The following is a 13,180-nucleotide window of genomic DNA, read 5'->3' on the forward strand; positions in this document are numbered from 1 at the left end:
TCGTGAACAGCTTGAAACACAGGGAAGGCCGGCCGACATCATTTTTATCTGACATTTGCCGCCCGGGCCTTTTCCGGACTAGGAGAATGTGATTCAACCGGCTAAAGCGCGTCGCGCTGAAGCAGATTCATGCGACGCGCTTTAGGTCCTTGTTTTTCATGCATGTCGTTTTCGCGAAACCGAAGTCACTTTTGGGCGACATGCATTAGGGGCGGGTGTCGGAAACTCGGATTTCACGAGCAGGGGGCATATGGCCAAGGAAGCGCGCGGCGATTTCTATCCGGTACCGATCGTCGACCAGAATACGCGACCGGGCGCGGTCACCCGGCTTATCATCTTCATCGTCGTTCTGACGGGAGCGGCAATCGTCTTCGGCCTTTTCCGGGAGCGCCTCGGCGATCCCTTCCTGCTCGGCATGCTCGGCGTGCTGGCGATGATCGGCGTCGGCTTCCTGTTCGCGACCGCGATCGGCTTCGTGCAGATCACACCGCGCTCGACGGGCGACGAACTGTCCAAGGCTTTCGTCGACTCGATGTCACAGGGCCTGCTGGTCACGGACACCAAGGGCCGCGTCGTCTACGCCAACCGGGCCTATGCCGATATGACCGGGGCTTCCTCGGCCGCAGACCTGAAGACGGTCGAAGGATTGCTCTCCGATATCCCCGAAGCCTCGGTGACCATCTACCGGCTGGCGTCCGGCCTGCGTGACGGGCAGCCGGGCGACGGCGAGTTCCGGCTCGCGCAATCGATCCGGCCCGGCGCTGAACCGGGCGCCCGCTGGTACCGGGCACGCGCCCGCACGTTCAGCGTCCCGGGCCAGCGGCTGCCGATGCTGGCCTGGCAGCTCGCCGATATTTCGCAGGAGCGGGCCGAGCAGGAGCGTTTCTTCCTCGATCTGCAGAAGGCCATCGATCACCTCGACCACGCACCGGCCGGTTTCTTTTCGGCCGACCAGGACGGCCGCGTCACCTACATCAACGCCACGCTCGCCGGATGGCTGGGCATCGACCTTGCCAGCTTCACGCCCGGCGCCGTCACCTTGCCAGATATCGTTGCCGGCGACGGCATGGCGCTGGTGCGCTCCGTCAAGGCGGATCCCGGCACGACGCGCAATGCGGTCATCGATCTCGACTTGACGACGATGACCGGCGAGGCGCTGCCGGTACGCTTCATGCATCGCGTTTCGGCCAGCCGGGAGGGCGTCGGCGGCCCGACACGCACCATCGTGCTCAACCGCACGCAAGGCGAGGATGCCTCGGCCGATCTGCGCGCTTCGGAAGTGCGCTTCACCCGCTTCTTCAATTCGACACCGATGGCGATCGCCGGTGTCGATGCCAGCGGGCGCATCCTGCGCACCAACGCACCTTTTCTTTCGCTGTTTTCCTCGGTCGTCGACCGCGATGCCGTGGATCGCCGCGTGCGGCTCGACACGGTGATCCATGACCGCGACCGGCCGGCCTTCGCTGCCGCGTTCGAGAAAGCCCGGCAGCGGCAGGCCGACATCGAGCCGATCGACACCGTGCTGCCCGGCAATGAAGAGCGGCACATCCGTTTCTACGTCAACGCCGTCGCCGACGGCACCGGCGGCGAAGGAGCCGAGGAATCGGCCATCGTCTACGCCGTCGAGACGACCGAGCAGAAGGCGCTCGAAGGGCAGATGGCGCAAAGCCAGAAGATGCAGGCCGTCGGCCAGCTCGCCGGTGGCATCGCACACGACTTCAACAATGTGCTGACCGCCATCATCATGGCATCGGACCTGCTGTTGACCAATCACCGGCCGTCGGATCCGTCCTTCCCGGACATCATGAACATCAAGCAGAACGCCAATCGCGCGGCCTCCCTGGTGAGACAGTTGCTGGCCTTCTCGCGCAAGCAGACGCTGCGGCCGGAAGTGCTGAACCTCACCGACGTACTCGCCGATCTCAGGATGCTGCTTGCCCGGCTGGTCGGCAACGACATCAAGCTCAAGGTCGACCACGGCCGCGACCTGTGGCCGGTCAAGGTCGATATCGGCCAGTTCGAGCAAGTGGTGGTTAACCTGGCGGTCAACGCGCGCGACGCGATGCCGGCCGGCGGCGATCTCACGGTGCGCACCCGCAACGTGACCGCCGAGGAGTGCAAGACCTTTGCCTATCGCGAACTCACCGCGGCCGACTATGTGGTGGTCGAAGTCGAGGATACCGGCAGCGGCATCGCGCCCGACGTGCTGAAGAAGATCTTCGAGCCGTTCTTCACCACCAAGGAGGTCGGCAAGGGCACGGGCCTTGGCCTGTCTATGGTCTACGGCATCATCAAGCAGACCGGCGGCTTCATTTTCTGTGATTCCGAACTCGGCAAGGGGTCGACTTTCCGCATCTTCCTGCCACGTCACATCGCTGAAGCGAAAAACGCAGCTGAACCCGGCGAAGCGCCGGCCACGGCACCGGCCAAACCGGTCGACAATGCCAAGGACCTGTCCGGGTCGGCCACGGTGCTGCTGGTCGAGGACGAGGACGCGGTGCGCATGGGCGGCATGCGGGCACTGACCTCGCGCGGCTACACCGTTCACGAGGCGTCCTCGGGCGTCGAGGCGCTGGAAGTGTTCGAAGCGCTCGGCGGCAAGGTCGACATCGTCGTTTCCGACGTGGTGATGCCGGAAATGGACGGGCCGACGCTGCTCGGTGAATTGCGCAAACGCCAGCCGGACATCAAGTTCGTCTTCGTCTCCGGCTATGCCGAGGACGCATTCGCCAGGAACCTGCCGGCGGAGGCGCATTTCGGCTTCCTGCCAAAGCCGTTCTCGCTCAAGCAACTGGCCACGATCGTGAAGGATGTGCTTGAATCCTAGGTATTTCTGATGCCGCGCCCTTGCGCAACGCCGTAACAACGCCATGATTATTGACAATATGGCAGGCGGGCTTGGGGGAGCAGCTGTTGACGCCACACATCGAGGCAGGCAAGGGCGACTACGCCGACACGGTTTTGTTGCCGGGCGACCCGCAGCGCGCGGAGTGGATGGCGCAGACTTTCCTGGACGCGCCGCGCTGCGTCAATCGTCGACGCGGCGCGCTTGGTTTTACCGGCCTGTTTCGCGGCAAGCCCGTCAGCATTCAGGCGACGGGTATCGGTGTGTCATCGTTCCTGATCTATGCGCATGAATTGCTTGACTATTATGGTGCCCGAACACTGATCCGTACCGGTACCTGCGGTACCCTGAGCGCCGAGGCAAAGCTGCGCAGCCTTGTGATCTCGCAATCGGCACGGCCTGAAGACACCGAGAGCGGTAGGGTCTTTGGTCTTTACGAAGCTGATGTCGGCCCGGATCCAGCGCTGCTCGCCTGCGCATTGGCCAAGGCAACCGAACTCGGCATCGACCACCACGTCGGCCTGACAGCCTGCACCGACATATTCTACCATCCTGAAGCGCCCGCCCGCTATGCCGATGCAAAGGCGCTCGGAGCGCTGGCCGTAGACATGGAAACCAGCGCTCTCTATCGCATCTCGGCGCATTTCGGCGCGAGGGCATTGTCGCTGCTGACCGTCGTCGACAATCTTATCACAGGCGAACAGGCCGACTATTCCGAACGCCAGGAGCTTTTCACCGACATGAGCCGCCTGGCGCTCGAAATTGCCACGCAAGGGCGCTAGGCGGCCTCGCGCTTCAGCACCTCCGCCATGGATGACCGGTGGCCGCGAAGAGGTGCAGACCGCTGGGGCCCCCAATGGCGGCGAGGGCCTACTGGTTGCCTCCCCGGGTGCAGGTCGAGGCGGTGAAGGCGCCATCGGGCTGCTTCATGATGATGTCGAACGAGGGCGGGCTCTGGCCGTCGAGCGTTGCCTGGGTCATCGAGAGCGCGTTGCCGCCAGTGGTGTAGCCGCCCAGCGGGCCCAGCCACGAGATCACACCGTTTGCGTCCATCTGGTAATTGTAAGCCTGTTTGGCGGTACCGAAGGTGACAGGACCCGTGTAGACATTTCCCTTGATGGTGATGTCGCCGAGATTGAGGAACAGGCCGAGCAGGTAGACTTCGCAGTGATAAGTGCCATCGGGCATCTTGCCGTCGCTGAAGTCGGCCCGCGCCGCTCCGGTTGCCGCCGCCAGAGACAAGATGCCGATAAATATGCGTGAGATGCCTGATGTCATGATGCCGCCCGCTTGAACGACAAGCTTGCCCTATTTTTGCGCCGCGCCGCAACAATTGTTGCTCACGACGCGTGTGCTACGGCCAAAATATAGGCATTTGGAGAAAATGGGCTAAAATTAGGCAAACGCGCTCTACACTGCGCAATTTTCCCTCAATCAATTTTTAACCGGTTCTCTTCTATCTGTTCATTCTAATATAACAACCATCTGATAATGTTGTGATATTTCCCTATTTTCGGCATACCGTCAGCGGTTGGCATGGGGGTTGCATTGCATTGTGGCGGTGCAATCAACCAGCTTGGGAGTCCTCCGTAATGAGGGGTAATTTCTCGATAATAGCAAAAATGTTCTCGGCGAGCGTGGTTGCCGCCGGTCTGATGGCCGCTCCGGCCAGGGCTGCCGACGACACGATCAAGGTCGGCATTCTCCATTCGCTGTCGGGCACGATGGCGATCTCGGAAACGACGCTGAAGGACGCCATGCTGATGCTCATCGACGAGCAGAACGCCAAGGGCGGCCTGCTCGGCAAGAAGCTCGAAGCTGTCGTGGTCGATCCGGCATCCAACTGGCCCCTCTTCGCCGAAAAGGCGCGCGAGCTCATATCGAAGGACAAGGTCGCGGCGGTGTTTGGCTGCTGGACCTCGGTATCGCGCAAATCGGTGCTGCCAGTGTTCTCGGAACTGGACAATATCCTGTTCTATCCCGTCCAGTATGAGGGCGAGGAGAGCGAGCGCAACGTGTTCTACACGGGCGCCGCGCCGAACCAGCAGGCGATTCCAGCTGTCGACTACCTGATGAGCGAGGATGGCGGCTCGGTGAAGCGCTGGGTGCTCGAAGGAACCGACTACGTCTATCCACGCACCACCAACAAGATCCTCGAAGCCTACCTGAAGTCGAAGGGCGTCGCTGCCGAAGACATCATGGTCAACTATACGCCGTTCGGCTTCGCCGACTGGCAGACCGAGGTGTCGGCGATCAAGAAGTTCGGCTCGGCCGGCAAGAAGACGGCCGTTGTCTCGACCGTCAATGGCGACGCCAACGTGCCATTCTACAAGGAACTCGGTAACCAGGGCATCAAGGCCGAGGACATCCCGGTCATGGCCTTCTCGGTCGGCGAGGAAGAGCTGGCCGGTCTCGACACCGCACCCCTGGTCGGCCATCTCGCCGCCTGGAACTACTTCGAGAGCATCGACACGCCCGAGAACAAGAAGTTCATCGCCGACTGGCACAAGTTCATCAAGAACGACAAGCGCACCACCAACGACCCGATGGAAGCCCATTATATCGGCTTCAATATGTGGGTGAAGGCGGTCGAGAAGGCCGGCACCACCGATCCGGACAAGGTGATCGACGCCATGGTCGGCGTTTCGGTGCCCAACCTGACCGGCGGCTATGCGACGATGATGCCGAACCACCACATCACCAAGCCGGTGCTGATCGGCGAAATCCAGGCCGACGGCCAGTTCGAAACGGTTTCGCGCACACCGGGCCTGGTGATGGGCGACGAGTGGTCGGACTATCTGCCGGACTCCAAGGACCTGATCTCCGATTGGCGCAAGCCTCTGTCCTGCGGCAACTTCAACGTTGCCACGGGCAAGTGCGGCGGCAAGGGCACAAACTGATCCTCCCAGGTCTACCGGGCTGGGCCTTCAGGTCCATCCCCAAGACCGCGCGTCCGGGCAGTTTCCTCCACAGTCCGGACCTAATTTCACGCCTCCAAGGGTCCACAGAAGCCGATGACCTTGATCCGCACGATTGGCCTGACGCTGTTGTTCCTGCTGGCGATGCTGTCGTCGTCGGGGGCAGGCGAAGCCGATCTGCGCGCCACCATCGCCAAGTTCGCTACCGCCAAGGGTTTTTCGGACATCGGAGCAGTGGTGCATGAACTAACCGCCACAGGCGATCCAACGGTCGAAAGGCCGCTCTCGGCACTCGCCGACGGCAATCTCTATATCCGCAAGGCCGATTCCCTGGTTTTCGTCGGCAAGGAAGCCGGCGAAAGCGTCCAGCTTTTCGACCCGCTCGGCAGCGAAGCATCAGGCGAGGCTGCCAAGGACGACGTCACCAAGATCAAGGTCAACAACACGCTGCGACGCGTCATCCGCGACGCGCTGGGCACGTTGACGCTTGGCGCCAAGGATCCGGCCGCACGACTGGCCGCGGCCGACACGATGTTCAAAACACCCGATGCCTCGAACATAGAGCCACTCGACACGGCGATCGCCAAAGAGACCGTGGCCGGCGTCAAGGCCCTGCTCGAACAGGCTCGTGCGGCCTCGGTGCTTGTTTCCGATAGGCCTGAGGCCGACAAACTCGCCGCAGTCGCCTTGATCGGAACGCGTGGTGACCGCGATGCGGTTTCGCTGCTCACCTCGGTCGAATCCAGTGCGTCGGGCGCGGTCAAGGACGCGGCGACGGCGGCGATCGCCAGCATCAATTCGACGCTGGCCTTGTGGGATGCCGGCCAGAACATCTGGTACGGGATTTCGCTGGGTTCGGTCCTGCTGCTGGCGGCGATCGGGCTTGCCATCACCTTCGGTGTCATGGGTGTCATCAACATGGCGCATGGCGAGATGGTGATGCTTGGCGCCTACACGACCTTCGTCGTCCAGCAGGTGATCCGGACATCCTTTCCCGGATTGTTCGACTGGTCGCTGGTGATCGCGCTGCCGCTTGCCTTCCTGGTCGCGGCGTTCGTCGGTCTCATCATCGAGCGCGGGGTGATCCGCTTCCTCTACGGCCGGCCGCTGGAGACGCTGCTGGCGACCTGGGGCGTCTCGCTTATCCTGCAGCAGGCGGTGCGCTCGATCTTCGGGCCGACCAACCAGGAGGTCGGCAATCCGTCCTGGATGTCCGGCTCCTTCGACATCGGGCAACTGGCCATCACCTGGAACCGTCTGTGGATTCTGGTGTTCGCGCTCACGGTGTTCGGCATGTTGCTCTACGTGATGAAGCGCACGCCCTGGGGCCTGCAGATGCGCGCCGTCACCGCCAACCGGCGCATGGCCGCCTCGATGGGAATCAGGACGCCCTGGGTCGACGCGCTGACTTTCGCGCTGGGATCGGGCATTGCCGGCATTGCCGGCGTCGCGCTCAGCCAGATCGACAATGTCTCGCCCAATCTCGGCCGCGGCTACATCATCGACAGCTTCATGGTCGTCGTCTTCGGCGGTGTCGGCAATCTCTGGGGCACGCTGGTCGGCGCCTTTTCGCTCGGCATCGTCAACAAGGTTCTCGAGCCTTATGCCGGCGCCGTGCTCGGCAAGATTGTCGTGCTGGTGCTGATCATCCTGTTCATCCAGAAGCGCCCGCGCGGCCTGTTCGCGCTCAAGGGCAGGGCGGTGGAAGCATGATGTCAGGACGCTTCTTCGCCGCGGGTGCCGACCGCCGTATCGCCATCACCATTTTCGTCCTGCTGGCGGTGGCCGTCATCGTGCCGCTGCTCAATCTGGCTGTTTCGCCGACCAGCGCCTTCTACGTGCCGTCCTACATCGTAGCGCTGACCGGCAAATATCTCTGCTACGCGCTGCTGGCGCTCTCGCTCGACCTGGTCTGGGGTTATTGCGGCATCCTTTCGCTCGGCCACGGCGCCTTCTTCGCGCTCGGCGGCTATGCGATGGGGATGTATCTGATGCGTCAGATCGGCTCGCGCGGCGTCTACGGCAATCCGATCCTGCCCGATTTCATGGTGTTCCTGAACTACAAGGAGCTGCCCTGGTTCTGGACCGGCTTCGACCATTTCTGGTTCGCCGGCCTCATGGTCCTGGCAGTGCCCGGTCTGCTTGCCTTCATCTTCGGCTGGTTCGCCTTCCGAAGCCGTGTCACCGGCGTCTACCTCTCGATCATCACGCAGGCGATGACCTATGCGCTCCTGCTCGCCTTCTTCCGCAATGATATGGGTTTCGGCGGCAACAACGGCCTGACCGATTTCAAGGATATTCTCGGCTTCAACGTGCAAGCCGATGCGACCCGTTCGGCACTGTTCGCGGCCAGCGCCATCATGCTCGCACTCGCCGTCGTCATCACCTGGGCGATCGTCGGCTCCAAATACGGCAAGCTCCTGATGGCCGTGCGCGACGCTGAAAGCCGCACGCGCTTCCTCGGCTGGCGGGCGGAGAACATAAAACTGTTTGCCTTCACCGTCTCGGCCGTCATGGCCGGCATTGCCGGCGCGCTCTATGTGCCGCAGGTAGGCATCATCAATCCCGGCGAGTTCGAGCCGTCCAATTCGATCGAGGTCGTAATCTGGGCGGCCGTCGGCGGGCGCGGCACAATTGTCGGGCCGATCATCGGCGCGCTGCTGGTCAATGCCGGGAAATCCTGGTTCACCGGCGTGCTGCCGGAATTCTGGCTGTTCGCGCTCGGCGGCCTGTTCGTCGCCGTCACCTTGCTCTTGCCCAAGGGCATCATCGGCATGTGGGACAGTTGGCGCGGCAATGCCAGGGCGTTGCGCGCGGCTTCCCTCGCCGAAGAAGCCGGCACCGAGGTCGGGATCGCGTCCGCGACGTCGAAGCCCGCTCGCTCGCCGGCGCGAAATCCGGGCGAATGGTCCTGGTCCGACCCCGAACCGCAGGCGGCGGAGTAAGCGACCATGAGCAAATCCAACACCATCCTCTATCTCGACGGCGTCTCGGTCTCCTTCGACGGCTTTCGCGCCATCAACAATCTGTCGCTGGTGCTCGACAAGGGCGAGATGCGCGCCATCATCGGCCCCAACGGCGCCGGAAAGACGACGATGATGGACATCGTCACCGGCAAGACGAGGCCGGATGAAGGCGAAGTGTTCTTCGACGGCCAGGTGGACCTCACCAGGCATGACGAAGCCGAGATCGCCATGATGGGCATCGGCCGCAAATTCCAGAAGCCGACCGTCTTCGAAAGCCACACGATCGAAGAAAACCTGATGCTGGCGCTGAAGGGGCCGCGTTCGATCTTCCCGGCGCTGTTCCACCGCCAATCGGCCGCCGAGGCGCGGCAGATCGATGACATCCTTGGCATCATTCGGTTAGGCGACAAGCGCCGCGAGCTCGCCGCCAATCTCAGCCACGGCCAGAAGCAGTGGCTCGAGATCGGCATGCTGCTGGCGCAAGACCCGAAACTGCTTCTGGTCGACGAGCCGGTCGCCGGCATGACCGATGCCGAAACCGAGGAAACCGCACGGCTGCTCAGGGATATCGCCCGCGACCACTCGGTCATTGTCGTCGAGCACGACATGCATTTCGTGCGCGAACTCGGCGTGAAGGTCACCTGCCTGCATGAAGGCTCGGTGCTCTCCGAAGGGACGCTCGATTTCGTCTCGGCCGACGAGCGCGTCGTCGAAGTCTATCTGGGGAGATGAACATGGTCTGGCGGGTGCAATTCCATCACTTCGACATGTCGTTTCTTCGCTTCTGGAGAAGGCGCTGACATGCTCGAGGTTTCCAATGCCACGCTCCATTACGGCGCCGCCCAGGCGCTGCGCGGCGTGTCGATGAAGGCGGGTGCGGGTAAGATCACCTGCGTGCTCGGCCGCAACGGCGTCGGCAAGACAAGTTTGATGAGATCGATCGTCGGCCATCACCGGCTGACGAGCGGAAGTGTTGCCTTCGAGGGGAAGGCGCTCGACCGGAGCGCGGCGTATGACCGCGCCCGGTCGGGCATCGCATTCGTGCCGCAGGGCAGGGAGATCTTTCCGCTGCTCAGCGTGCGGGAAAATCTCGAATCCGGTTTCGCGCCCTTGAGGCGCGCCGACCGCAACGTGCCGGCGCACGTCTTCGAACTGTTTCCGGTGCTGAAGCAGATGCTTGGTCGTCGTGGTGGCGATCTTTCCGGCGGTCAACAGCAGCAGTTGGCCATCGGCAGGGCGCTGGTGATGCGGCCGAAGCTGCTAGTCCTCGACGAGCCGACCGAAGGCATCCAGCCCTCTGTCATCAAGGATATCGGCCGCGCCATACGCTACCTGCGCGACCAGGCAGGCATCGCGGTGCTTCTGGTCGAACAGTATCTGGACTTCTGCCGAGAACTCGCCGACGAGGTCAACATCATGGACCGCGGCCAGATCGTCCATGCCGGCCCAGCGGAAGATTTGGACCGGGCTGATGTTCGCAAATTCCTTACGGTCTAGAATCGGCGCTGAACTTCATTTGAGATTTGAAGTCCTTGGCAAGTCCAATATTTCTTCCGTCCATCATCTGCGTCTCTGGCACACGCAATATCGCATGCTAATCTTTTCCAGGCTTTGTGAGTCGGCCGCTTCCGTATCAGTCTGGTTATCGCAGATCGAGGCGCGGCGAAGGTTCTGCAAGTTCCACACAAGCAAGGCTTCCTAGCTTCCCGATCTGATTGTCGTTCAAACGCGTTTGGGCACACAGGCTAAGGGGCAGCCATGGAACGTTACGTCGAGGACTACCAGAAGCGGCGGCTTACCGAACGCGTCGACATCATCGCCGCCATCAACATCCTGAGGTCACAAGGCTGCGATTACGACGATCTGATCGAGGAGATCACCAAGGTCTTCTATGTCGACCTCGATGCCTTCAACGAAATCGTCATGGCGGCCTAAGGGCAGCCTTCGCTATCCAACAATCACAGCCTCGCCATGATACGCGTGATCAGCTCACGCGTCGGAAGGGAGAGGCGGTCACGCGGTTGCGGCCTCCGCGCTTGGCATCGTAGAGCGCCTTGTCGGCGGCGTTGAGCACCTTGTCGAAGCTGAGCCCTTCCTTGCTGCCAAAGGCAAACCCGGCGCTGACCGTGCAGGTGAGCGAACCGCTTTCGGTTTCTATCAGCCGCGTCGCGAACGGCCCGGATTCGCTCTGCCGATTGCTCGACCGTTTCCGGCAGAGTGCGTTTCAGCACCAGTGCGAATTCTTCGCCGCCCATGCGCGCGGCGACGTCGGTCCGGCGAAGATTGCCGGCGAGTTCCCTGGCGAACACCCTCAGCACCTCATCGCCTGCCGCGTGACCGAATTCGTCGTTGATGGCCTTGAAGTTGTCGAGGTCGAAGACGACCACCGCGGTAAAGGCACCGACCGGGACGTCGCCGTGCATGTCGAACAGAGCGCGCCGGTTGAGCAGGCCGGTCAAGGGATCCGTCAGGGCGTTGCGGTGGTGGTACCTCGCCAGGCGCCCCTGGTTAAGGGCAAGCGAAAGCGCGCCGATACCTGTCATGCTGGCGATAACCACGATGAGGCTGAGTTCCTCGGCCCAGTTGCTTGGTGGTGCGTGTCCCAGAACCAGTTTGCCATCCCAGGCAAGAACCATGGCGCAGAGCGCGAAGGATGTGGCCGTGGCCGAATAGAGCGCGGTGATGCCGATCGTCAGGGCGGGTGCCTCATCGCGGCCTCGCCAATATTCGAATGCCGTGGCGAACAGCAGCAAGGCGGCGAACATGTTCTCGAACATGAAGCCGAGGCCATCATAGCCCAAAGCCATGGGAGGCAACGCAATCGCCAACGAAACGCAACCCCACAGCGCCCGCGGCAACGGCGAGCCGCCGGTTCGGAACTGATAGGCGGCACCCAGCATTGCCGAAAAGCCGATCAGCAGGAACGCTGAAGTGGCGATGCCGAGCAGACGCTCGGGCATGTCGATATAGGCGTCATAGATGAAAATATCGCCGACCACGAACACCAGGCTGATCGCCCATGTCAGCAGGAATTTTTCCGAGCGGGCGGTCAGCCACATGCCGAACAATGTCAGGCTGAGGCAAGCGGCGGAGAACCCGACGGCCAGCAGAAGCGAAGTGTAGTCGAGCGACATGCCCCTCTTTCCCTGCCGGCGGCGGTTCCAGCTCTGCGGCCTGGCGTCGGCGCATTCATGCGGCAAGGAAGTGTCAATAAGGTTACGACGGGCCGAGAATGCCAGGATTTCTCCGTGTCAGAGGATTGCCACCGACAACAGCATGAGGATGCCGACCCCCATCATCAGCAAGCCCGGCCAATCTTGCGAGAGGCCTAGGAAACGAAGGCCACGCCGGGGTGGCTCAAGCGTCGGACCTGTCGAGCCCGCAGGCGCCGAGCCGCCGCTCAACTGGCCGCGCCTGATGGCTGCGCCCGCCATATACACAAGGCCGGCTACGGTCAGCAACGCTCCGATGAGGATGATAGCCATCTCTCCTCGCTTTCGCCCAACGCCCCGGACGCCATGGAAGCAGGCTCTCGGCTAGATAGGCAAAACGGTCAAGATGCCCCGCGGGTTCCGAACACGCAGCAACACCCGACCTCGAAGCCTCGACAAAAGACATGGCCGCGGTGCAAGCTTGCTATTTTAGTCGGCCACACGCCTCATCAGCGCCATCGCCCCGAACGGCGCACGCACCTTGCCCTCGGTGATAAAGTAGACGAACACGTCGCGCGGCTGAACCGGGGCGTCGGTGGTGGGGTCGGCGCGCCGCAGATCGGCCGGCTGCTTGCCTTCCGCCCAAATCTTTGCCCGCGCTGCCCATTCGTCGAGGCCCTTTGGCGTGTAGCAATCGGGATTGTCGTCGCTGCCGGTCTGCAGCCGCGCATAGACGAAATCGCCGGTGATATCGGCGATGTCAGGATATTTGGCATGGTCGGCATAGACGATCGCTGCCTTGTATTTGCGCGCGAGCGCGGCGAATTCCGGCACGATGAAGCTGTCGTTGCGGACTTCGAGCGCGTGGCGCAGCGCGACGCCGTCCTGCTTTTCCGGCAGCAGCTTCAGAAACGCTTCGAAATCGTCCGGATCGAACTTCTTGGTCGGCGCGAACTGCCACAGGATCGGCCCGAGCTTGTCGCCGAGTGCTGCAACACCGGAACCCAGGAAACGCATCATCGATTCACCGGCTTCGCCGAGAACGCGCCTATTGGTGACGAAGCGGTTGCCTTTAAGCGAATAGACGAAACCGTCCGGCGCCTCGTTGGCCCATTTGACGAAGGTCGGCTCCTTGAAGCTCGAATAATAGGTGCCGTTGACCTCGATGCTCGGCACCTGCCGGGTGGCATATTGCAGTTGCTTCGCCTTCGACAGTTTTTCGGGATAGAAGGACGTGTCCCAGGGCTCGAAGGTCCAGCCGCCCATGCCGGCGCGGATTGTTCCCGATGTGCTCATTGT

Annotated in this window: 11 protein-coding genes and 1 pseudogene; 8 read left to right on the forward strand and 4 right to left on the reverse strand. The window is 62.1% G+C overall.

The window, feature by feature from the left end; genetic code table 11:
- Positions 1-250: 250 nt before the first annotated feature.
- Together M653_RS0119995 and M653_RS0120000 are read left to right on the forward strand one after the other, a co-directional pair.
- Positions 251-2,827 (forward strand): ATP-binding protein, encoded by a 2,577-nt coding sequence (locus M653_RS0119995; RefSeq protein ID WP_027144928.1) that lies wholly within the window; start codon positions 251-253, stop codon positions 2,825-2,827.
- An 86-nt stretch (positions 2,828-2,913) separates the two neighbouring features.
- The gene (locus M653_RS0120000) at positions 2,914-3,627 is read left to right on the forward strand and encodes a DeoD-type purine-nucleoside phosphorylase (protein WP_027144929.1); all 714 of its coding nucleotides are present in this window, start codon (positions 2,914-2,916) and stop codon (positions 3,625-3,627) included.
- 88 nt (positions 3,628-3,715) lie between these two features.
- Here M653_RS0120000 and M653_RS0120005 read toward each other — a convergent pair whose 3' ends face one another.
- Positions 3,716-4,123: a hypothetical protein gene (locus M653_RS0120005; RefSeq protein WP_027144930.1), complete on the reverse strand. Its 408-nt coding sequence runs from the start codon at positions 4,121-4,123 to the stop codon at positions 3,716-3,718.
- 344 nt (positions 4,124-4,467) lie between these two features.
- Between M653_RS0120005 and urtA the strand changes: the two genes are divergently transcribed.
- The 6 genes from urtA (at position 4,468) to M653_RS1000000135840 (ending at position 10,664) form a co-directional block, all read left to right on the forward strand.
- Positions 4,468-5,745: an urea ABC transporter substrate-binding protein gene (gene urtA / locus M653_RS0120010; protein ID WP_245262238.1), complete on the forward strand. Its 1,278-nt coding sequence runs from the start codon at positions 4,468-4,470 to the stop codon at positions 5,743-5,745.
- Positions 5,746-5,859: 114 nt separating this feature from the next.
- Entirely contained in the window at positions 5,860-7,476 is a 1,617-nt protein-coding gene (urtB, locus tag M653_RS0120015) for an urea ABC transporter permease subunit UrtB (protein WP_027144932.1), read from the forward strand.
- Positions 7,473-8,708 (forward strand): urea ABC transporter permease subunit UrtC, encoded by a 1,236-nt coding sequence (gene urtC / locus M653_RS0120020; protein ID WP_027144933.1) that lies wholly within the window; start codon positions 7,473-7,475, stop codon positions 8,706-8,708. The genes urtB and urtC overlap by 4 nt, the downstream gene beginning before the upstream one ends.
- 6 nt (positions 8,709-8,714) lie before the next feature.
- Positions 8,715-9,461: an urea ABC transporter ATP-binding protein UrtD gene (gene urtD / locus M653_RS0120025; RefSeq protein WP_027144934.1), complete on the forward strand. Its 747-nt coding sequence runs from the start codon at positions 8,715-8,717 to the stop codon at positions 9,459-9,461.
- A gap of 69 nt (positions 9,462-9,530) precedes the next feature.
- Positions 9,531-10,226, forward strand: coding sequence for an urea ABC transporter ATP-binding subunit UrtE (urtE, locus tag M653_RS0120030; RefSeq protein ID WP_027144935.1), 696 nt, complete (start codon positions 9,531-9,533; stop codon positions 10,224-10,226).
- Positions 10,227-10,487: 261 nt separating this feature from the next.
- Positions 10,488-10,664: a hypothetical protein gene (locus M653_RS1000000135840; protein ID WP_084636783.1), complete on the forward strand. Its 177-nt coding sequence runs from the start codon at positions 10,488-10,490 to the stop codon at positions 10,662-10,664.
- A gap of 49 nt (positions 10,665-10,713) precedes the next feature.
- Here M653_RS1000000135840 and M653_RS1000000134590 read toward each other — a convergent pair.
- The 3 genes and pseudogenes from M653_RS1000000134590 to M653_RS0120050 all read right to left on the reverse strand — a co-directional run bounded on the left by M653_RS1000000134590 (position 10,714) and on the right by M653_RS0120050 (position 13,177).
- A pseudogene (locus tag M653_RS1000000134590) lies at positions 10,714-11,863 on the reverse strand (GGDEF domain-containing protein).
- A gap of 117 nt (positions 11,864-11,980) precedes the next feature.
- Positions 11,981-12,214, reverse strand: coding sequence for a hypothetical protein (locus tag M653_RS0120045; protein WP_027144936.1), 234 nt, complete (start codon positions 12,212-12,214; stop codon positions 11,981-11,983).
- A gap of 156 nt (positions 12,215-12,370) precedes the next feature.
- On the reverse strand, positions 12,371-13,177 hold the full coding sequence (locus M653_RS0120050; protein WP_027144937.1) for a DUF72 domain-containing protein: 807 nt from the start codon (positions 13,175-13,177) through the stop codon (positions 12,371-12,373).
- Positions 13,178-13,180: the final 3 nt, after the last annotated feature.

This window comes from Mesorhizobium sp. WSM3626, from assembly GCF_000513935.1.
GTDB classification, from domain to species: Bacteria; Pseudomonadota; Alphaproteobacteria; order Rhizobiales; family Rhizobiaceae; genus Mesorhizobium; species Mesorhizobium salmacidum.

Bases quoted from the DNA above. Each gene is read 5' to 3' on its own strand.
- M653_RS0119995 (WP_027144928.1), top strand. From the start codon at position 251: ATGGCCAAGGAAGCGCGCGGCGATTTCTATCCGGTACCGATCGTCGAC.
- M653_RS0120005 (WP_027144930.1), bottom strand. From the start codon at position 4,123: ATGACATCAGGCATCTCACGCATATTTATCGGCATCTTGTCTCTGGCG.
- urtA (WP_245262238.1), top strand. From the start codon at position 4,468: ATGTTCTCGGCGAGCGTGGTTGCCGCCGGTCTGATGGCCGCTCCGGCC.
- urtB (WP_027144932.1), top strand. From the start codon at position 5,860: ATGACCTTGATCCGCACGATTGGCCTGACGCTGTTGTTCCTGCTGGCG.
- urtC (WP_027144933.1), top strand. From the start codon at position 7,473: ATGATGTCAGGACGCTTCTTCGCCGCGGGTGCCGACCGCCGTATCGCC.
- urtD (WP_027144934.1), top strand. From the start codon at position 8,715: ATGAGCAAATCCAACACCATCCTCTATCTCGACGGCGTCTCGGTCTCC.
- urtE (WP_027144935.1), top strand. From the start codon at position 9,531: ATGCTCGAGGTTTCCAATGCCACGCTCCATTACGGCGCCGCCCAGGCG.
- M653_RS1000000135840 (WP_084636783.1), top strand. From the start codon at position 10,488: ATGGAACGTTACGTCGAGGACTACCAGAAGCGGCGGCTTACCGAACGC.
- M653_RS0120045 (WP_027144936.1), bottom strand. From the start codon at position 12,214: ATGGCTATCATCCTCATCGGAGCGTTGCTGACCGTAGCCGGCCTTGTG.
- M653_RS0120050 (WP_027144937.1), bottom strand. From the start codon at position 13,177: ATGAGCACATCGGGAACAATCCGCGCCGGCATGGGCGGCTGGACCTTC.